At 63.9% G+C, this 18,292-nt stretch carries 19 protein-coding genes; 4 read left to right on the forward strand and 15 right to left on the reverse strand.

The window, feature by feature from the left end; genetic code table 11:
- Positions 1 to 64: 64 nt before the first annotated feature.
- Entirely contained in the window at positions 65 to 415 is a 351-nt protein-coding gene (locus E0473_RS03160; protein ID WP_137679385.1) for a PilZ domain-containing protein, read from the forward strand.
- Positions 416 to 520: 105 nt separating this feature from the next.
- Here the strand turns inward: E0473_RS03160 and wecC are convergent, their stop codons facing one another.
- From wecC to E0473_RS03180, 4 genes are all read right to left on the reverse strand, one after another.
- Positions 521 to 1,789, reverse strand: coding sequence for a UDP-N-acetyl-D-mannosamine dehydrogenase (gene wecC, locus E0473_RS03165; RefSeq protein WP_137679386.1), 1,269 nt, complete (start codon positions 1,787 to 1,789; stop codon positions 521 to 523).
- Positions 1,786 to 2,904: a non-hydrolyzing UDP-N-acetylglucosamine 2-epimerase gene (wecB, locus tag E0473_RS03170; RefSeq protein WP_137679387.1), complete on the reverse strand. Its 1,119-nt coding sequence runs from the start codon at positions 2,902 to 2,904 to the stop codon at positions 1,786 to 1,788. Before wecB ends, wecC begins: the two co-directional genes overlap by 4 nt.
- An 87-nt stretch (positions 2,905 to 2,991) precedes the next feature.
- Entirely contained in the window at positions 2,992 to 4,191 is a 1,200-nt protein-coding gene (locus E0473_RS03175; RefSeq protein ID WP_137679388.1) for a serine hydrolase domain-containing protein, read from the reverse strand.
- Entirely contained in the window at positions 4,188 to 5,420 is a 1,233-nt protein-coding gene (locus E0473_RS03180; RefSeq protein WP_137679389.1) for an SAM-dependent methyltransferase, read from the reverse strand. Before E0473_RS03180 ends, E0473_RS03175 begins: the two co-directional genes overlap by 4 nt.
- Before the next feature lie 93 nt (positions 5,421 to 5,513).
- On the opposite strand from E0473_RS03180, the gene E0473_RS03185 reads away from it, so the two are divergent.
- Complete coding sequence (locus tag E0473_RS03185) at positions 5,514 to 6,200, forward strand: sulfotransferase family protein (RefSeq protein WP_137679390.1); 687 nt, start codon at positions 5,514 to 5,516, stop codon at positions 6,198 to 6,200.
- On the opposite strand, the gene E0473_RS03190 is transcribed toward E0473_RS03185, so the two are convergent.
- The 4 genes from E0473_RS03190 to E0473_RS03205 form a co-directional block, all read right to left on the reverse strand.
- Entirely contained in the window at positions 6,179 to 7,558 is a 1,380-nt protein-coding gene (locus E0473_RS03190) for a cryptochrome/photolyase family protein (RefSeq protein WP_137679391.1), read from the reverse strand. The two genes, E0473_RS03185 and E0473_RS03190, sit on opposite strands and share 22 nt — an antisense overlap.
- A gap of 153 nt (positions 7,559 to 7,711) precedes the next feature.
- The gene (locus E0473_RS03195; protein WP_137679392.1) at positions 7,712 to 8,311 is read right to left on the reverse strand and encodes an EF-hand domain-containing protein; all 600 of its coding nucleotides are present in this window, start codon (positions 8,309 to 8,311) and stop codon (positions 7,712 to 7,714) included.
- Between the two features lie 119 nt (positions 8,312 to 8,430).
- Positions 8,431 to 9,369 (reverse strand): metal-dependent hydrolase, encoded by a 939-nt coding sequence (locus E0473_RS03200; protein ID WP_137679393.1) that lies wholly within the window; start codon positions 9,367 to 9,369, stop codon positions 8,431 to 8,433.
- Positions 9,370 to 9,388: 19 nt separating this feature from the next.
- Positions 9,389 to 10,390: an oxidoreductase gene (locus tag E0473_RS03205; RefSeq protein WP_241657308.1), complete on the reverse strand. Its 1,002-nt coding sequence runs from the start codon at positions 10,388 to 10,390 to the stop codon at positions 9,389 to 9,391.
- Here E0473_RS03205 and E0473_RS03210 point away from each other — a divergent pair.
- The gene (locus tag E0473_RS03210; RefSeq protein WP_241657366.1) at positions 10,373 to 11,116 is read left to right on the forward strand and encodes a phosphatase PAP2 family protein; all 744 of its coding nucleotides are present in this window, start codon (positions 10,373 to 10,375) and stop codon (positions 11,114 to 11,116) included. The two genes, E0473_RS03205 and E0473_RS03210, sit on opposite strands and share 18 nt — an antisense overlap.
- A 1-nt stretch (position 11,117) precedes the next feature.
- On the opposite strand, the gene E0473_RS03215 is transcribed toward E0473_RS03210, so the two are convergent.
- Positions 11,118 to 12,164, reverse strand: coding sequence for a 2-oxoacid:ferredoxin oxidoreductase subunit beta (locus E0473_RS03215; protein ID WP_137679396.1), 1,047 nt, complete (start codon positions 12,162 to 12,164; stop codon positions 11,118 to 11,120).
- A gap of 5 nt (positions 12,165 to 12,169) precedes the next feature.
- A complete protein-coding gene (locus E0473_RS03220; RefSeq protein WP_137679397.1) occupies positions 12,170 to 14,035 on the reverse strand; it encodes a 2-oxoacid:acceptor oxidoreductase subunit alpha in 1,866 nt (621 codons plus the stop codon).
- A 131-nt stretch (positions 14,036 to 14,166) separates the two neighbouring features.
- On the opposite strand from E0473_RS03220, the gene E0473_RS03225 reads away from it, so the two are divergent.
- A complete protein-coding gene (locus tag E0473_RS03225; protein ID WP_137679398.1) occupies positions 14,167 to 14,655 on the forward strand; it encodes an RNA pyrophosphohydrolase in 489 nt (162 codons plus the stop codon).
- Here E0473_RS03225 and E0473_RS03230 read toward each other — a convergent pair.
- Genes E0473_RS03230 through guaB form a run of 5 tightly spaced genes read right to left on the reverse strand, consistent with a single transcriptional unit; the run spans position 14,652 to position 18,215 of the window.
- Positions 14,652 to 15,206, reverse strand: a complete 555-nt coding sequence (locus E0473_RS03230; RefSeq protein ID WP_137679399.1) for a tetratricopeptide repeat protein — start codon at positions 15,204 to 15,206, stop codon at positions 14,652 to 14,654. The two genes, E0473_RS03225 and E0473_RS03230, sit on opposite strands and share 4 nt — an antisense overlap.
- A 13-nt stretch (positions 15,207 to 15,219) precedes the next feature.
- Complete coding sequence (locus E0473_RS03235; protein WP_137679400.1) at positions 15,220 to 16,407, reverse strand: RsmB/NOP family class I SAM-dependent RNA methyltransferase; 1,188 nt, start codon at positions 16,405 to 16,407, stop codon at positions 15,220 to 15,222.
- Entirely contained in the window at positions 16,404 to 16,628 is a 225-nt protein-coding gene (locus E0473_RS03240) for a hypothetical protein (RefSeq protein ID WP_137679401.1), read from the reverse strand. Before E0473_RS03240 ends, E0473_RS03235 begins: the two co-directional genes overlap by 4 nt.
- Entirely contained in the window at positions 16,625 to 16,837 is a 213-nt protein-coding gene (locus tag E0473_RS15790; protein WP_421721763.1) for a DUF6653 family protein, read from the reverse strand. Before E0473_RS15790 ends, E0473_RS03240 begins: the two co-directional genes overlap by 4 nt.
- Positions 16,764 to 18,215 carry an IMP dehydrogenase gene (guaB, locus tag E0473_RS03245; RefSeq protein ID WP_137679402.1) on the reverse strand — a complete coding sequence of 484 codons (1,452 nt, stop codon included), beginning with the start codon at positions 18,213 to 18,215 and terminating at the stop codon, positions 16,764 to 16,766. Before guaB ends, E0473_RS15790 begins: the two co-directional genes overlap by 74 nt.
- Positions 18,216 to 18,292: the final 77 nt, after the last annotated feature.

The raw sequence follows: 18,292 nt of genomic DNA on the forward strand, positions 1-18,292 counted from the left end.
AGATACTGGGCGATGGTTGGCCGTTAGGGCCGATCCATGCCGCGACCATAACCGGATCTATCCCATGAGTTTGCAGAACCGCTCCGATATCTACTATCTCGCCGCGCAGGAAGATCGCAGCGCCGAGCGGGTGCAGTTGATGATCCCGGCCCAGCTACGCGTGCCGGGCGCACGTTCGTTTCAAACCGTAGTGAAGGATATTTCGCTGTCGGGCTTTTCGGCCACGGCGGTGAACCGAATGCACCCCGGCTCGCTGTGCTGGCTCAGCCTGCCTGACCTCGAAACGCAGCAGGCCGAAGTGATATGGTGGGAGGATTCGCTAGTCGGTTGTGCTTTCGTTAATCTTCTCTCGACTATCGTCCACGATACGATCCTCGCGCGCTATCGCGGCGAGAAAATTCCGCGCCGCCCCTGAGGCGCGCCGCCAAGAACCTGCCCCCGCCGCCGCGATGGTGGGCCATTGTCTCCTTCGTTTAGCAACCCGGAAGCTCTGGCCCGCCTTCGCGGCGGCGTCGGCCGCCTAATCGCGCTCCACCGCCTTGGCTTTGCGGGTGGAGAACATGCCGGTGGTGTCGACAATAGCCTTTGCCAGAAAGCTATCGGCATCCATCCTTTGGAACTGGCGATGGCTGACGAGGAAGGTAACGATATCGGCCTCCTCGCGCGCCTCATCGGCACTCACGAGCTTCACATTGGGCAAGTCTGCCAGTGAGTTCGGCAGCTCGCTCAGGTTCGGTTCCACCACCAGCACCTGCGCCCCCTCCAGCCTTGCCACCGCTTCAACAATCTCCAGCGCCGGGCTTTCACGCACGTCGTCGACGTCCGGCTTGTAGGTGATGCCGTAGCAGGCGATGGTCGGCACCTTAAAACGGTTGGCCAGCCGCTCGACCTGCGCCACCACCCGGTGCGGCTTGTCGTCGTTGACCTCGCGCGCCATGCGGATCAGCCGCGCTTCCTCGGGCGCACTGTCGACGATGAACCACGGATCGACCGCGATGCAGTGTCCGCCCACGCCCGCGCCGGGCATCAGGATGTTCACGCGCGGGTGCTGGTTGGCCAGCTCGCGCACTTGCCACACGTCGGTGCCGAGCTTGTCGCAGATGATAGAAAGCTCGTTGGCGAAGGCGATATTGACATCGCGGTAAGCATTTTCAGAGAGTTTGCACAATTCGGCCACGCGGCTGTCGGTGACGTAACAGGTGCCCATGACGAAGCTTTGGTAAAGCCTCGCAGCCTTGTTCGCGCAGTCGATAGTGAGGCCACCGATGATGCGATCATTGCTAACCAGTTCACGCAGCATCTGGCCGGGCAGGATACGCTCTGGGCAGTGGCACAGGGCGACATCAGCGCTGCCGTCCTCATCGCGATAGCGCGGGAAGGTGAGGTCCGGGCGTTCGGAGGCGAAAATCTCGGCCAGCCGCTCGGTGCTGCCGACCGGCGAGGTGCTTTCGAGGATCACCACGTTGCCCTTGGCCAGCACCGGCGCAATCGTGCGCGCGGCATTCTCCACGAAGCTCATGTCGGGGGCCTGATCGACCATCGGCGTGGGCACGGCGATGATGAAATATTCAGCCGGTTCGGGCGTGGTGGTGGCGCGTAGTCGCTTGGTCTCGACCGCCGCGCTGAGCAGCATCTGAAGGTCGGGCTCCTGAAAGTGCGCCTGGCCAGCGTTGATGAGGTCGACCACGTCCTGCTTGACGTCGAGGCCGATCACCTCGTGGCCACGGCTCGCCAGCATGGCGGCGGTGGGCAAGCCGATATAGCCGAGGCCAACGGTGCAGACTTTCATGCGTCAGAACTCACAAATTGCGCGACCGAGGCGGCGATCTTCTGCGCCGCCGTGCCGTCGCCATAGGGAAAGACCGCGCGGGCGCGGCTGGCGTAATATGTCTCATCTTCGAGCAGGCGGGCGACCTCGCCCGCGATCACATCGACATCGGTGCCGACCAGTGAGGCGACGCCGGTCGCAATGGCTTCGGGACGCTCGGTCACATCACGCATCACCAGCACGGGCTTCCCGAGCGCGGGGGCCTCCTCCTGAATGCCGCCGCTGTCGGTCAGCACGAGGTGCGCGGCTTTCATCAAGGCCACCATCTGCACATAGTCGACCGGCGGGATCAGATGCACTGCGCCGGTATCGCCCAGCCGCGCCTCGACCACCTCTTTGACCTGCGGATTGAGGTGGACCGGATAGACCACTTCGGCATCGCCACGCGCGGCAATCACGGCGAGCGCATCGCATATGCGGGCAAAGCCCTCGCCAAAGCTCTCGCGGCGGTGGCCAGTGACCAGCACCAGCTTCTTGGCGGGATCGAGCTTGAGGCCAAGCTGGCCCAGTTCGTCGCCGGTCAGCCGCTCGGCCACATAAAGCAGCGCGTCGATCCCGCTGTTGCCGGTGACTTCGATGGCGCGCTCAATGGGGCGTTCGCCCCGCAGATTCTGCGCCGAAATGTCGGTCGGGCACCAGAGCAGCTGGGCCACAGCGTCGATGGAGATGCGGTTATATTCCTCGGGCCATGGGCGGTGAATATCATGGCTGCGCAGCCCCGCCTCGACATGGCCGACCGGAACGCGGGCATAGAAGGCGGCGAGCGCTGCCGCCATCGCCGAGGTGGTATCGCCATGGACCAGCACGAGGCCAGGCTTATGCTCGGCGATCAGGCCCTCCATTTCCTTGAGCACGCGCGCCGTGATGTCGCCCAGCGTCTGGCCAGGTGTCATCAGGTCGAGGTCGATATCGGGTTTCTCGCCAAACACCGCGAAGACCTGATCGAGCATCTGGCGGTGCTGGCCGGTGGTCACGACTTTCAGATCAACCTCCGGTCTTTCGCGCAGGGCGCGAACCACCGGCAGCATCTTGATGGCCTCAGGCCGGGTTCCAATTACGAGCAGGACAGGGGTCACGCTGCGGACTCCGGCATTGGGTCAAATGAGGTCACGCCGATGCGCGTAGCAAAGCCGTGTTAAAACAGTCCTACCCGGCGGTTCACCTTATTGGGAAGCGCCCGCCTTCCGCGCATCCACAGCGGACTGCACCGCCTCGTAGAAGCGGGTGCGTTCGGCCATCACGCCATCGCTGGTGCTAGCGACGGGCCAGTCGGCATTGGTGGCGATCACCAGTTTGCGCGCCGGATCGATGAAAATGCCCTGGCCGAAGATCCCGCTCGCACCGAAGCCGCCGCCGGGATAGGTCCACCACTGGTAGCCGTAGCCGCGATTGCGGTCGGTTTCGAAGTGCTTGGTGGTCGCTTCGGCAAACCAGCCTTCGGGCACCACGCGCTTGCCGCCCGCCATGCCGTTATCGAGCACGAACTGCCCGAACCGCGCCATATCGCGGGTCCGTGCCTGGTAGCAGCAGCCGCCCATCTCGCGCCCCGTAGAGTTGAGCAACCACGAGGCATCGGCCTCCATCCCGTAGGGCCGCCAGATCTTCTCCGACATGTAGTCCGCCAGCGGCTTGCCCGTGGCCGCCATCACCAGCGCGCCTATCATATTGGTCTCGCCGGTGTTGTAGTGCCAGCGCTCCCCCGGCGGCGCGGCGCGACCCAGCGTGCGCATATAAGAGACAGTCGCGTCCATATTGCCTTCGGGCTTGTGCGCGTTGAAGCGGGCGACGTCGGAGGCGGAATCGGTATAGTCCTCGTTCCACGCCACGCCCGAACTCATCGTCAGCAGCTGCCGTATGGTTACGCCATCGTAGGCCGAGCCCTTCAGGTCAGTGATATAGTCGGTGATCGGATCATCAAGGCTTTTGATCGCGCCATCCTGCAAGGCCGCGCCGACCAGCGTCGAGGTGAGGCTCTTGGCGACCGAAAAGCTCGTCCACTTGCCTTGCGCGTCGAAGCCGAGGCCATAGCTTTCGTAAACCAGCTTGCCGTCGACGAGGATCACGATGGCGGCGCTGCGCTGGTTTTTCTCGAACGCGGCCATATCGATATCGATGGCGAGTGGCCCGCCTTTCGGCAGCGGCCGTACCTCTCCGCCCGCTGCGACCACATGGCTTTTGGCGAGGAAAGGAAACTGGTCCATCGCGCGGAACATCGCGTCGCGCGTGTCCTGATCCCAGAACAGCACGTCGGTATCGGTCGGCGGGTCGAGCAGCACCGCGCGCTGTTCGCGGGTGAGCAAAGCATACGCGGCAATCACGGCCAGCGCGATCACCAGCAGCGCAATGCCGAGCGCCCTCTTCATCTTTTCACCAACGTGACCTGACTGACCTCGATCCCGCCGCCGCGAAAGCCGCCCTCGCAATACATCAGGTAATAGCGCCAGAGGCGGACGAAGCGTTCGTCGAACCCGGCGGGCAGGCGCCCCTCGGCAACGGCGGCGTCGAAGCTTTCGCGCCATGCCTTCAGCGTCTCGGCATAGTCGAGGCCAAAGTCCTCCTGATCGTCCCACGCCAGCCCGCGCTCTTCCGCAAGGCGGCGGAATTCGCTGGTGCGCAGCAGCATCCCACCAGGGAAGACATAGGCCTGAATGAAGTCGGCACTGGCGGCGTAGGCGTCGTAGATGTCGTCACGGATGCCGATATACTGGATCGCCGCGCGGCCACCGGAGCGCAGCACGCGCGCGATGCAGTCGAGAAAGGTTGGCCAGTATTCGCGGCCCAGCGCTTCGACCATCTCCACGCTGACCACGCCGTCGAACTGGCCAGTCACATCGCGATAGTCCTGCTTTCGGAATTCCACATCGGGCCACTGCGCGCGGGCATGGGCGAGCTGCTGGTCCGAAATGCTGATCGCCTGCACATGCGGAACGCTGCGCGCAAGGTAAGCCGCGAGCGAGCCCCAGCCGCAGCCGACTTCGAGCACGCTGGTCGGGCTCCCCAGCCGCTCGGCGAGCCGCTCCCACTTGCGGCGCTGCGCAGCCTCCAGCCCGTCATCAGCCATGCGGTAGGCCGAGGAATAGGTCATGCTCGGATCGAGCCAGGCGCCGTAAAAGTCGTTGCCGAGATCGTAGTGCGCGTGGATGTTCTTTTCCGCCTGCGCGCGGGTATTGCGCTTCAGCGCATGGAGCATCCGGGCGGCCAATCTCCATGGGCCCTTGGCGCGGGCGGTGTCACCGAGGCTGGCGGCATTGGCCATGAACAGCGCAAACAGCGGGACCGGATCGGGGCTGTCCCACTCGCCCGCCTCCCACGCCTGATACCAGCCGACCGACCCTCCTGTAGCCAGCCGCACCAACGCGCGCCAGTCTTTCAGGTGAACCTCGCATTCGAAGCCGGGCGCACGGCCGCCGAGCGTGCGCCGCGACCCATCGGGCAGAACGGCGTGAATTGTCCCGCTGGCAAGGCGCTGATCGATACGGTCGATAATCCGCGCGAAGCCGGGGGCGAAAAGCCGGGGAATGACGCCGGGGCGCGCACCGAACTGCGCCCCCGCGCCCAGCAATGCCGTTCCTCGTGCCCCACTCGCGCCCATGGGACCCTTATGGAACCTGCCGCAGCGGCGGGCAAGATTGCAGCGAACGTTCGAGCCTTGCAGCTCGCGACTGCGCCGGGCAGAACCGATCACATGACATTGCAGGTTATCGGGGCGGCATTGCCGCGTACCGGCACATTATCTCTGAAGTTTGCGCTCGAAATGCTTGGCATCGGGCGGTGTTATCATATGACCGAGTTCATCGTTGATCCTCAGACACGATGGCGATGGACATTCGCCCGGGCACGGCCGGCATTGCTCGATCCGCTCTGGGAGAGCTTTTCCGCCACGGTCGATGCGCCAGGCTGCATGATGTGGCGGCCGCTTGCCCGGCGGTTTCCCGAAGCAAAGGTGATCCTGACGCGCCGCGATCCTGACAGATGGTTCGAATCGGTGCGGCAAACGGTAGGCAAACCCGAGCACCTCCGCACCCTGCTCGGTTCGCCGCTCGGCCCTGCCCTCATCGCCCAGAATCCATTTGGCTACCGCTTCGACCGGGCGGCGATGACCGCGCACTTCGAAGCCTATGGCGCGCGGGTGCGCGAGACTATCGCGCCCGAGCGGCTGCTGGAATTCGAAGCGAAAGACGGTTGGGAACCGCTTTGCGCATTTCTCGGGCTGCCCGTGCCCGATGTCGCGTTCCCGCATGTCAACGATCGCACGGCAATGTTCACGACCGAACCGGGTAGCGGCGACACGCTATCCTTGCCCTTCGCCGATATTCAGCGCGAAGTGGAAAGCTATATGGAGGTCGAGCGTCAGCGCTTGTTAGCCGAATAGGCAGACAGCGCCCTCTCGCGCGCTTCCTTGTGGCCGATGATCTTCGCCGGATAGTCGCCGCGCTTGTCGTCCGCCGGATCGTGGATTTCGCTGTCGGACAGCTCGGCCAATTCGGGCACCCATTCGCGAATGTAGCCGGCCGCATCGAATTTTTCGGACTGGCTGAGCGGAGCCATGATCCGCACGAACATGTTCGAATCGACCCCCGTGCCGCTCACCCACTGCCAGTTCACGCCGTTGCTGGCATAGTCGGCATCGACAAGCGTATCCCAGAACCAGCGCTCGCCCTCGCGCCAGTCGATCAGCAGATGTTTGATGAGAAAGCTCGCCGCGATCATGCGCACGCGGTTGTGCATCCAGCCGGTATGCCAGAGCTGGCGCATCCCGGCATCGACAATCGGGTAGCCGGTGCGGCCTTGCTGCCAGGCCTCCAGCTCTTCGGCGATAACATGGCCGCGATTGGGGTTGCGCCAGATGCCGTCATCGTAGCCATCGCGGTAGCTGTTCACCGGGTAGTCGGGGAACTGACAGATCACGGTCTGCGCATAATCGCGCCAGAGCAGTTCGGAACGATAAATCCGCGCCCCTTCGGAGGTGTAGCGGCTCATCGCATCCCACAGCATGGCTGGGGAAACCTCGCCGAAATGGAGGTGCGGGCTCATCTTCGAGGAGCCGTCGATCGAAGGCAGATTGCGGTCCTCCTCGTAGTGGCTCACCACATCGAGGAAGCTTGCGAAGCGCTCCATCGCGGCGCTCGTTCCCGCCTGCCATTCCTCGCGTAGACCGCCCGCCCAGTCGGGCTCTGTCGGAAGGAGGTTCCAGTCTGTAAGGTTGTCACTCGCTGGCCATGTTTCGGGCGCTGAGAGCGAAGGTTCGGGGAGAATATCGAAGCTGTCTATGGCGGTGAGACTCGCCTTCATGAACGGAGTGTAGATCTTGTAGGGATCGCCCGATCCGGTCGTCACCGCGCCTGGAGGAAGCAGGTAATTGCCGTCGTAAAGTTGGAGATCGAGCCGATCGGTGAGTGCGCCTTGCGCATTGCGCCACCACGGCTCGTAATGGCGGAGCGCGTGGACGGTTTCAGCCCCGGTTTCCTCAGCCAGCTTGCAAAGTTCCTCCACCGCGTCCCCGCGCCGCAGGATCAGCCTGGAATGGTGGCGCGCGAGGTCGCTTTCGAGCGCTTCGAGCGACTGGTGGAGATACCAGCGCGAAGCGCCGCCGTAAGCATGCTTCTTCGCCACTTCGTCGTCGAGTACAAAGACTGCGATGACCGGGCCAGCCTCGGCAGCGGCGGCGAATGCGCGCTGGTCGGTGAGGCGCAGGTCGCGCCGGAGCCAGACGATCTGTGGGCTTGCGATGACTTATCTCCCTGACTGCTTTTGCTCTGGCTCAACTCGCCAGCGCGCCACGAGTTTCGCAACAGGCATCAGGGCGATGCATCATGTTTGCGACAATGCAAGGGCGGCCCGGTCTCCCGCGCCGCCCGCACGTTTTGCATCGGATGAGGGCGATCAGGCGGTCGGCGTCATCGCACTGTTGCGTGCTGAAGTGAACTCACTGGGGGACAGATATGTGCTGCCGTCCTCATCGAAATAGAAGAACGTCTGCCCTGCCTCATTAATCTGATCAGGCGTGATATAGGGCTTCGCTTCGTCGTTCTCCACCGGAGTGGCCGGGTTCGCACGAACGGCCCAGATCGCATATTCGGCAACCGAAAGCATACCATCGCCGTTGCGGTCGAGGAACGCAAAGTCCATTTGCGAGCGCGATGGCAGTGTCATGCTGGGCGTAGACTCATCGCTCATCGAGGTATCCATCGCCCCGCTATTGTCGGCCTCGCTCATAGTCGCTTCGCTTTCCGACGAAGAGCCAACCATCGCGCCACGATTGGCATCGTATTCATCGCTGACAGCCTGCCGGTCCATGCTGTCGTAGTTCGCCTGCTGATCCTCGCTCAGATCGCCGCCGAGCGGCATTGCATCGTCCATCATCGTATCGGCATTGGTGGTAAGGTCGGCATCGGCAGCGGGGGCTTCAACCGGATCATCGTCGGCACAGGCCGTAAGCGCGAGAGCGAAAGCCGAAACGGTGGCAAATGTAATGTTTTTCAAGGGTTCCTCCTGTGGTTTGGCAAGCCGCCCATCGGCGACCCCTTACTTTACCAATGCATCAGGTCAGGAATCGTTCAGATTTGCATCGGTCGGCGGAGGGATACAGTGGCGCATCTTCGTCACCCGGCGAGTTTCTCACATCGCACATCGGGCAAAGCGAGCGTGAAGCTGCTCGTCACCCTGCCCCCGTAATAGCGCGCGTCGTGCAGCACCACCGAGCCGTCTACCGCCCGAGCGGCAAAGGGTGCGCGCGACCAGAGCAGGAATGCGTCAAGCTGCGTGTTGCTCTGGCGAAGCATATCGGTGTCGGGCCAGGCGCAACGCTGGTTGGTAATCGGCTCAAGCACGTCGGTTTCGGGATCGCGCACCCACCAGTCGTTCGGAAGCCCCACAATCATCCCGCGACGCCAGACGGCCAACGGCGGCGGACTACCGATAGCAATCTGCCCAGGTAGATCGGGTGCATCGTACTGTGCAGTTTCGGCAGCATAAGTCACACCGGCATTTACCCCGATATAGGCCAGCACTCCCGCGATCGTCACGCGCCCGACCTTGCGCCAATCCTGCCCACGCTTCTCGCGCCGCAGCGACAGCCACAGCCCCAGCCCCATGCCGAGCCACAACCACACATCGATAATGAACAGCACGTCGCCATAGAACCAGCGGTGCGAAAACGGCTCCAGCAGGCGAATGCCGTAGGTGTTCATCCAGTCGAGCGCAGGATGGGTAAGGCAGGCGATAAAAGCCAAGGCGAACAGCCAGCCGAAACGCACCGGCAAACGCGCCTCGGGCCGCTTTCCTCGCTTCGCCTGCCAGCGGTCGAAACCCCATAGGATGCCCGCCAGCGCCACGGGCAGCAGCAGCAACGCGGGCGGGCCGTGAGTAATGCCGCGACGAAACGCCAGATGCTCGAGCCCGGTGGTCCAGGCAAAGCAGGTGACGTCCACATCGGGCAGGTTCGCGCCGATAATCAGCGCGGGCATGGCGAGGCCGGTCTTCTTTTTGAGACCGGCCTGTCCGATCAGCGCTCCGGCGAGCGAATGGGTAAGATTGTCCATTCGCCCGTAGCTAGCAGGTTCAAACCAATTCGCCGAGCATCTGCGCATCAAAGCCCTGCAGATCGCCTTGCCGCCCCTCGCGCACCTTGTTGGCGAACTCCGGGTTGGCGATCAACGCGCGGCCCACGGCGATCAGGTCGAACTCGCCCGCATCCATGCGCCGTTCCAGCTCGCCCATACCTGCAACCTTGCTGCTCTCGCCCGAGAAGCGCGCAAAAAACTCGCCGTCGAGCGCTACCGAGCCGACGCTGATCGTAGCCGCGCCGGTCACCTTCTTGGCCCAGCCTGCTAAGTTCAGCCCCTTCTCGCCATCGATCTCGGGGAACTCGGGCTCCCAGAAGCGGCGCTGCGAGGCGTGGATCACGTCAACCCCGGCGGCAACCAGCGGGCCGAGCCAGGCTTCCATTTCATCCGGCGTCTCGGCGAGTTTCACGGTATAGTTGTGCTGCTTCCACTGGCTCACACGCAGGATCAGCGCCATGTCGGCGGGCATTGCAGCGCGAACCTGCTTGACGATCTCGGCGGCGAAGCGGCTGCGTTCGGGCAAGGTCGGCCCTCCCCACCTGTCGTCGCGGCGGTTCGTCTCGCTCCAGAAGAATTGGTCGATCAGATAGCCGTGCGCGCCGTGCACCTCGATGGTGTCGAAACCAAGCTTCACCGCATCGGCAGCGGCGCTGGCGAATTTGGCGACCGTGTCGGCCACATCTTCTTCGCTCATCGCCTTGCCGAAGGATTCGCCATTGCCGTTGATGGCCGAAGGCCCTTCCGGGGCACCGGGGCGCGGGTGCTCGGGCTTTTGCGCGGGAACAAGGCCGGTGTGCCACAGCTGCGGGGCGATCTTGCCGCCTTCACCGTGTACCGCCTCCACAACCTCGCTCCAGCCTGTAAGCGACTTCTCGCCATGGAAGGCGGGGATATCGGGATCGTTACGCGCTTCGGGCGCCGCACCGGCACCCGATCCGCGCTCGTGCGTTGGCTTCGGAATGGGAATTTCACCGTGAATATGTTGCTCAACCCGCACCGCTGGCTGTTTCGCGAGCAGCGCTTTCTTGCGCTGTTCCTTGTCGGCGCGGCGCTGGTCGCTGGGTTCGTGGCGCTGGCGGGCGAGATGCAGGAAGGCGAGACCCACGCTTTCGATATCGCCATTCTCGAAACTCTGCGAGAACCGGGCAATGCGGCGCAGCTGATCGGGCCTGGCTGGCTGCAATCGGTGGCCACCGACATAACTGCTCTGGGCGGGGTTACGGTGCTGGCGCTGGTGAGCGCGCTGGCCATCGCGTTCCTTCTGCTGCGCGGGCGCTGGCGGCAAGCGATCTTCACGACGCTCGCAACAGCGGGCGGCGCGGTCATGGGCTCGCTGCTGAAAGGCCTGTTTGCCCGCTCACGGCCAGAGGTGGTGCCGCATCTGGTGGAAGTGACCTCGCTGAGTTTTCCCAGCGGCCATTCTCTCAATTCGGCCATCGTCTACCTGACGCTGGCGGTGATGATCGCACGCAGTTTCACCGACCGTACCAGCCGCGTGTTTACCGTGGCGGTGGCAGTCGTACTGGTGCTGGCGATCGGCTGCACTCGCGTGGTGCTGGGCGTGCATTACCCGACCGATGTGCTCGCTGGGTGGACACTGGGCGCGGCCTGGGCGTTACTGGTGGGGATGGTCGCCGATGTGCTGCAGAAGCAGCATCGGATCGAGGAACCAAGCAAAGGAGAGGGCGAGGCCGATGCCCCGCCCCATCGCACTTCGAATTGAATTAAATCGGGTCTTGCGCGGTGCCGCTGACGGTCCAGGTCTGGCCCTTGGCAAGCAGCTTGGCGAGATTGTTGTCCTTACCCTCGACCGCTTTCGCCCGCTCCGCGACCACGGCGCTTTCGTAAGTTTCGGCGGGATCGTCGTAGATAACGCCAAGCGGCATCGGGAACGGTCCGAACTCCAGCTCGATCAGCATGTGCGCGAGCATCCGGTTCTTCGCATCGTGGACGCAAACGCCCGCGGCTTCCCAGTCGCCATCGACTACTTCGACCACTTCGAACGAGAAGGTCTCGGGCACCAGCTTCAGTCCCTTCACTTCGCCCTTCTTGGCATTGCCGAACAGCATCGGCTGGCCATGTTCGAGCCAGAGCTGGCGATCCTCGGCCCCCTTGGGGGCGGCGAAGTCGTCGAACACGTCCTTGTTGTAGACGATACAGTTCTGGAAAATCTCGATAAAGGCCGCGCCCTTGTGCGCGTGGGCGGCCTTGAGCACGTCGGGCAGGTTCTTCGAGACGTCGAACCCGCGCCCGATGAACCGCGCACCTGAGCCGAGCGCAAAGGCGCAAGGGTTGGCCGGGTGGTCGACCGAGCCCAGCGGCGAGGTCGGCGTGCGGGTGTGCTCGCGGCTCGTAGGCGAATACTGGCCCTTGGTAAGACCGTAAATCTCGTTGTTGAACAGCATGATTTGCATGTTCACGTTGCGGCGCAGCACATGCATCATGTGGTTGCCGCCGATCGAGAGGCCATCGCCGTCACCGGTCACCAGCCACACGTCGAGATCGGGGTTGGCCAGCTTCACGCCAGTGGCGAATGCAGGCGCGCGGCCGTGGATCGTGTGGAAGCCGTAGGTTTCCATATAATAGGGGAAGCGGCTGGAGCAGCCGATCCCGCTGATGAAGACGGTGTTCTTCGGATCGGAGCCGAGCTGCGGCAGCGTGCGCTGCACGGCCTTCAGGATCGCATAGTCGCCGCAACCGGGGCACCAGCGGACCTCCTGGTCGGTTTCCCAGTCCTTGAGGGTGGTTTCGATCTTCGCAACTTCAGTCATCGGGCTTACTCCGCCAGAGCCAGTTCGATCGCGGCTTCAAGCTCGGCGATCTTGAACGGCTGGCCGCTCGTCTTGGTGTAGGGCTGTGCATCGACCAGCAACTGATCGCGCAGCACGGTCTTGAACTGGCCGGTGTTCATCTCGGGCACCAGCACCTTATCGTACTTGCGCAGAAGCTCGCCCGAGTTGGCGGGCAGCGGCCAGATGTGGCGGAAGTGGATGTGGCTGACATCCAGCCCCTTCTTGCGGCAATTATCGACCGCGCGGCGGATGGGGCCGAACGTGCTGCCCCAGCCCACCACGGCGAGCTTGCCGCCCTCGTCACCCAGCGTGACACCCTGATCGGGCACCGTGATGCCGTCTATCTTGGCCTTGCGGGCATCGGTCATCGCCTGGTGGTTTTCGGGCGAATAGTCGATGTTGCCGGTGCCTTCGTTCTTCTCGATGCCGCCAATGCGGTGCATCAGGCCCGGCGTGCCCGGCTTGATCCACGGCCGCGCGCCCTTGGCATCGCGCTTGTAAGGCAGCACCTTGCCGTCGGGATTGTTGTTCTCGGTCAGGAACTTGGCGGTGAAAGGTTCGAAGCTGTCGACATCGGGCACCTTCCACGGCTCGGCCGCATTGGCGATATAGCCGTCGGTCAGCAGCATCACCGGGGTCATATATTCGACCGCGATCCGGCAGGCCTCGATCGCGCATTCGAACACATCACCGGGGCTGCTTGCCGCCACGACCGGGATCGGCGCATCGCCGTTACGGCCATAGACGGCCTGATAAAGATCGCTCTGCTCGGTCTTGGTCGGCAGACCAGTGGAGGGGCCGCCGCGCTGCGAGTTGACGATCACCAGCGGCATTTCGGTCATCACGGCAAGGCCCATCGCCTCGCCCTTTAGCGCAATGCCGGGGCCGGACGAGCTGGTCACACCAAGCTGGCCCGCATAGCTCGCGCCGATCGAAGCACAGATCGCGGCGATCTCGTCTTCCGCCTGGAACGTGGTGACGCCGAACTCCTTCAGCCGCGCCAGATGATGCAGGATCGAACTTGCTGGCGTAATCGGGTAGCCACCGAAAAACATCGGCAGCCCGGCCAGCTGCGCACCGGCCACAAGGCCAAGCGACACGGCTTCTGCACCCGTGATGGTGCGATAGAGGCCCGGATCGCTTTTGACCGGGGCAATGTGCAGCTGCTTGAGCGGGCCGGAGAGCTCCGCCGTCTCGCCATAAGCGTGGCCTGCGTTCAGCGCGGCAACGTTGGCGGCGGCGATATCTGGCTTGGTCTTGAACTTGGCGTTGAGCCAGTCAATCAGCGGCTGGCGATCACGGTCGAACATCCACAGCGCAAGGCCCAGCGTCCACATGTTCTTCGAGCGAAGCGCATCCTTGTTGCCGAGCCCGAAGTCCTTGACCGCCTCGATGGTGAGCGCGGAAATGTCGAAGGCGAGCAGGTCCCACTGCGCGAGGCTGCCATCTCCGAGCGGATTGCTCTCGTACTTGGCCTTTTCAAGGTTGCGCTTGGTGAACTCGCCGGAGTCGGCGATGATCAGGCCGCCGGGTTTGAGCGACGAGAGGTTCACCTTCAGCGCGGCTGGGTTCATCGCCACCAGCACATCGGGCGCGTCACCAGCGGTGCTGATTTCGCGGCTGCCGAAGTTGATCTGGAACGCGGAGACGCCGAACAGCGTGCCCTGCGGCGCGCGAATTTCCGCCGGAAAATCGGGGAACGTCGCAAGATCGTTGCCCGCCAGCGCAGTCGACAGCGTAAACTGCCCGCCAGTAAGCTGCATCCCGTCGCCGGAGTCGCCGGCAAAGCGCACGACAACCGCATCGGGGCTGGCATTGTGGGTGATCGGATCGGCGTCTTGGGTCGCCATAAAGCAAAAGGCCTTCGTATCTGGATCTCGTCGACCTGCGACCTAGGTTCGCCGCGCCCGCGAGACAATCAAGATTTTCTGTGCCAGCGCAAATGCTGGAATTGCCGCGCCCATACTACTAAGTCACCCCGATGAGCAAACCAGACCCCGCCCAATATCGCCCCTGTGTCGGCACCATGCTGATCAACACCGAAGGCCGCGTGTTCGTCGGCAAGCGGATCGACACCAAGGAAGGCGACTGGTGGCAGATGCCGCAAGGCGGCGTCGACGAGGGCGAAGATCTCGATCAAGCCATGCTGCGCGAACTGCACGAGGAAACCGGGCTTACCGCCGACAAGGTCGCAATCGTCGCGCGGATGGAGGAGGAGCTGTTCTACGACCTGCCTGACGAGCTGAAGGGCAAGCTGTGGAAGGGCCGCTATGTTGGCCAGCGCCAGCGCTGGTATTGCGTGCGGCTGACCGGGAGCGAGGCCGATATCGACCTCGAAGCCCACGAGCATCCCGAGTTTTCAGACTGGCGGTGGATCGAGGCAGAGCAACTGCCCGCGCTGATCATCCCGTTCAAGAAGCCGATTTACGAAGCCGTGGTAGCGGCATTCTCGGATTACACGAACGCCTAGTTCTGGGTAACGCCGTTATCAGCCGGGGTAGCTTCGGCCGTCATCACCGCAGGGCGCGCGTCGATTGCGGCGGCAAGCTGGCGGGTTTCGACGCAGGTCTCGCCGCAGCGTTCTTCCAGTTCGGTCAGCGCCTCGCGCGCGGCCGTCATGGCGCCTTTTTCGACCAGAGCCTCCCCCTCGCCGGAAATCGCGGCGAAGTTGTCGGGATCACGCTCGCGCACCTCGCGGTAGTAATGGATCGCCTTGCCCTGCAACCCATCGGCGCGGGCTGCTTCGGCCAGCTCTAGAAACACCGAGGTCATGGCCGGATCGACCACCAGCGCTGCCTCGAAAGCGTCGATTGCGGCCTGCGTATCGCCGCCGTTCAGCAGTTGCCGCCCCTCCGCCACCAGCGCGCTGGCGCGCGGATCGTCTGCGCGCTCGCCAGCTGCGCTCATGCTCGCGGTTACGGCAAACAGCAGCGAAAGGGCAGCGGCAGCAGGGGCAAGGCGCATGATCTTCTCCATCAGTGCGGACCGGTTATCATTTCGTCGGACGGTCTTCGCAGTCATCTGGCCAGAGCTATCACGGCTTAGATATACAGGCGATGAAAAAACCATCGGTCTCATCGCGCAACGGATCGAGCCGCCAGCCGGTTCCGCGCGGGCGGCCAAGCGGCAGCTGAGGGGTCTTGGCCTGCCAGCCGGGATTGGCGGCGAGGAAGGCCTCGACCTGCCCTGCCCCTTCTTCGTCGAGCAGCGAGCAGGTGACATAGGTGAGCTGGCCGCCGGGGCGCAGCAGCTCTGCCGCAACGCCCATAAGCCGCGCTTGCAGTTGCGTGAGCCGTTCCAGCTCACGCGGGGTCAGCCGCCAGCGCGCCTCGGGATTGCGCCGCCAGGTGCCGGTGCCAGAACACGGCGCATCGACCAGCACCCGGTCGGCCTTGCCGACATAGGCGGCGAGCGCGTCCGCTTCACGGCCCGGATTGAGCAGCACTTCGGTCACGTTGCTCGCCCCGGCCCGCTCGGCACGCGGGGCGAGCTGCGACAAGCGGCGGCGGTCGGTATCGGCTGCCACAAGGGTGCCCTCGTTCGCCATTTGCGCCGCCAGTGCGAGCGTCTTGCCGCCAGCGCCGGCGCACAGATCGATGACCAATTCGCCCGGCTGCGCGCCGACCGCAGCACAGGCCAGCTGGCTGCCAGCGTCCTGCACCTCGATCAGCCCTTGCGTATAGGCGTCCCACTGCTCGACCCGCGTGCCGGTGGTGAGCCGCAGCGCATTGGCAAAACCAAGCGCCTCGGCCTCTTCGGGCAGATCGAACGCCTCGGGATCGGCCTTGAGCGTGTTAATCCGCAGATCAAGCGGCGCGCGGTCGAGCAGCGCCATCGCGTCCTCCGCCTCAAGGCCCGACGCTGCGAGTCGTTCCTCCAGCCATTGCGGCGCAAAGCCGGTTTCGGCTACCTTCTCCCCTTCGGCAGGCTCAGCCGGGCCATAATTCGAGCCGTCGAACAGATCGAGCAGCCAGTCGTGTTCCTCACTTTCGGTGGCAAGCGCCAGCATGGCCGCGCGACCGGTGGCGGGTACCGGGCCGCAAAAGCGGATCACATCGTAAACCAGCTCGCGGATCGCGCGCTTGTCCTTCGATCCGGCGAAGCGGTGGGTCTTGAACCAGTCGGCCAAAATGCGGTCGGCGGGAGCGCCGGCGTTGTTCGCAGCGGCAATCACGAGGTCGAGAATTTCGATAGCGGACTGGACGCGGGCGGCGGGGGTCATGGCTTTTGCTCCTGCCACAAGTCTTCGATGTCCTGCTGTGTGGGCGCCAGCAGGCAGAAATAGCGCCGATAGGTGCCGTCGCTCTCGGCCAGCGCCTGCGCGCCTGCGCTCTCACATGCCATTTCGCTGGGGTGCAGCGACTGGGCAGCGGTCATCGAGCCAGCGACATCAGCCGACTGCCAGCCGATCAGGACCAGCAGATAAGGGACGAATTCAATCATCGCGCAGCCTCACAGGCAAGGGAGGAACCGCGACGTACTGCCGCGCGGCTCCAGCCGCTCCACGGGTTCGCATGACGCGCCCAGCCCGCGTCATCGAGGCCGAACGCGTTGAGGATGCGCTGATCCAGCGACACCTCAGCGGGTCGGATAGTTCGGCGCCTCGCGCGTGATCGACACATCGTGAACGTGGCTTTCCGACAGGCCCGCATTGGTTATGCGGATGAACTTGCCGCGTTCGCGCAGGTCGGTAATCGTGGCCGAGCCGGTGTAGCCCATCGCCGCCTTGATCCCGCCGACCAGCTGGTGAACCACATCGCGGGCCTGCCCCTTGTAGGGCACTTGGCCTTCGATGCCCTCAGGCACCAGCTTCATCTGGTCCTTGATATCCTGCTGGAAGTAGCGATCAGCCGAGCCGCGCGCCATCGCGCTAACCGAGCCCATGCCGCGATATGCCTTGTAGGCGCGACCTTGATAGAGGAACGTCTCACCCGGAGCTTCCTCGGTGCCCGCCAGCAGCGAGCCGACCATCACGGTCGAGGCACCGGCGGCCAGCGCCTTGGCCGCATCACCCGAGGTGCGCAGGCCGCCATCAGCGATGATCGGCACGTCGCCCGCGGCGCTCGCCGCGTCCATCACGGCGGTCAACTGCGGCACGCCGACGCCCGCCACGATGCGCGTGGTGCAGATCGAGCCAGGCCCGATCCCGACCTTTACCGCATCGGCACCCGCGTCGATCAGTGCCTTGGTCGCCTCGGCCGTAGCGACATTGCCCGCCACCACCTGCACCGCGTTGGAGAGCTTCTTCACCCGGTCGACCGAGCGGGACACTTCCTTGTTGTGGCCGTGCGCCGTGTCGATGATGATCACATCGCATCCGGCATCGACCAGCGCCTCGGTCCGCTCGAAACCCTTGTCGCCCACGGTGGTCGCCGCGGCCACGCGCAGGCGTCCGCCCGCATCCTTGGTGGCATCGGGGTTGAGCACGGCCTTCTCGATGTCTTTCACCGTGATCAGGCCGACACAGTGATAGGACTCGTCGACCACCAGCAGCTTCTCGATCCGGCGCGCGTGGAGCAGTCGCCGCGCTTCTTCCTGGTTCACCCCTTCGGAGACAGTGGCGAGGTTCTCGCTGGTCATCAGCTCGCGCACGGGCTGGTTCGGATTGGCGGCGAAGCGCACGTCGCGGTTCGTGAGAATGCCTACCAGCTTGCCACCCGCATCGACCACCGGAATGCCGCTGATGCGGTTCTGGCTCATCAGCGTCTGCGCTTCACCCAGGGTGGCATCGGGCAGGATCGTGATCGGGTTCACCACCATGCCGCTCTCGAACCGTTTCACGCGGCGCACGGCATCGCACTGTTCCTCGATGGTGAGGTTGCGGTGGAGCACGCCGATGCCGCCCATCTGCGCCATTACGATCGCCATCTCGGCCTCGGTGACGGTATCCATCGCTGCCGAAAGGATCGGAATGTTGAGCGCGATGTCGCGGGTCAGCCTGGTCTTGGTGCTGACCTGCGAGGGCAGGATGTCGCTCTCGGCCGGCCGGAGCAGGACGTCGTCAAATGTAAGGCCGGTTTCGATTTGCATGGGTGCCACCAGATGTTGTGCGTTTCGATTCGTGGCGGCCCATGTAAACGCGGTTTACGACTGCTGCTAGGGGGCGG

Source organism: Aurantiacibacter suaedae (assembly GCF_005434915.1).
GTDB lineage: Bacteria > Pseudomonadota > Alphaproteobacteria > Sphingomonadales > Sphingomonadaceae > Alteraurantiacibacter > Alteraurantiacibacter suaedae.

Bases quoted from the DNA above. Each gene is read 5' to 3' on its own strand.
- E0473_RS03160 (WP_137679385.1), top strand. From the start codon at position 65: ATGAGTTTGCAGAACCGCTCCGATATCTACTATCTCGCCGCGCAGGAA.
- wecC (WP_137679386.1), bottom strand. From the start codon at position 1,789: ATGAAAGTCTGCACCGTTGGCCTCGGCTATATCGGCTTGCCCACCGCC.
- E0473_RS03175 (WP_137679388.1), bottom strand. From the start codon at position 4,191: ATGAAGAGGGCGCTCGGCATTGCGCTGCTGGTGATCGCGCTGGCCGTG.
- E0473_RS03180 (WP_137679389.1), bottom strand. From the start codon at position 5,420: ATGGGCGCGAGTGGGGCACGAGGAACGGCATTGCTGGGCGCGGGGGCG.
- E0473_RS03185 (WP_137679390.1), top strand. From the start codon at position 5,514: ATGACATTGCAGGTTATCGGGGCGGCATTGCCGCGTACCGGCACATTA.
- E0473_RS03200 (WP_137679393.1), bottom strand. From the start codon at position 9,369: ATGGACAATCTTACCCATTCGCTCGCCGGAGCGCTGATCGGACAGGCC.
- E0473_RS03210 (WP_241657366.1), top strand. From the start codon at position 10,373: ATGTTGCTCAACCCGCACCGCTGGCTGTTTCGCGAGCAGCGCTTTCTT.
- E0473_RS03215 (WP_137679396.1), bottom strand. From the start codon at position 12,164: ATGACTGAAGTTGCGAAGATCGAAACCACCCTCAAGGACTGGGAAACC.
- E0473_RS03220 (WP_137679397.1), bottom strand. From the start codon at position 14,035: ATGGCGACCCAAGACGCCGATCCGATCACCCACAATGCCAGCCCCGAT.
- E0473_RS03225 (WP_137679398.1), top strand. From the start codon at position 14,167: ATGAGCAAACCAGACCCCGCCCAATATCGCCCCTGTGTCGGCACCATG.
- E0473_RS03230 (WP_137679399.1), bottom strand. From the start codon at position 15,206: ATGACTGCGAAGACCGTCCGACGAAATGATAACCGGTCCGCACTGATG.
- E0473_RS03235 (WP_137679400.1), bottom strand. From the start codon at position 16,407: ATGACCCCCGCCGCCCGCGTCCAGTCCGCTATCGAAATTCTCGACCTC.
- E0473_RS03240 (WP_137679401.1), bottom strand. From the start codon at position 16,628: ATGATTGAATTCGTCCCTTATCTGCTGGTCCTGATCGGCTGGCAGTCG.
- E0473_RS15790 (WP_421721763.1), bottom strand. From the start codon at position 16,837: ATGCGGGCCTGTCGGAAAGCCACGTTCACGATGTGTCGATCACGCGCG.
- guaB (WP_137679402.1), bottom strand. From the start codon at position 18,215: ATGCAAATCGAAACCGGCCTTACATTTGACGACGTCCTGCTCCGGCCG.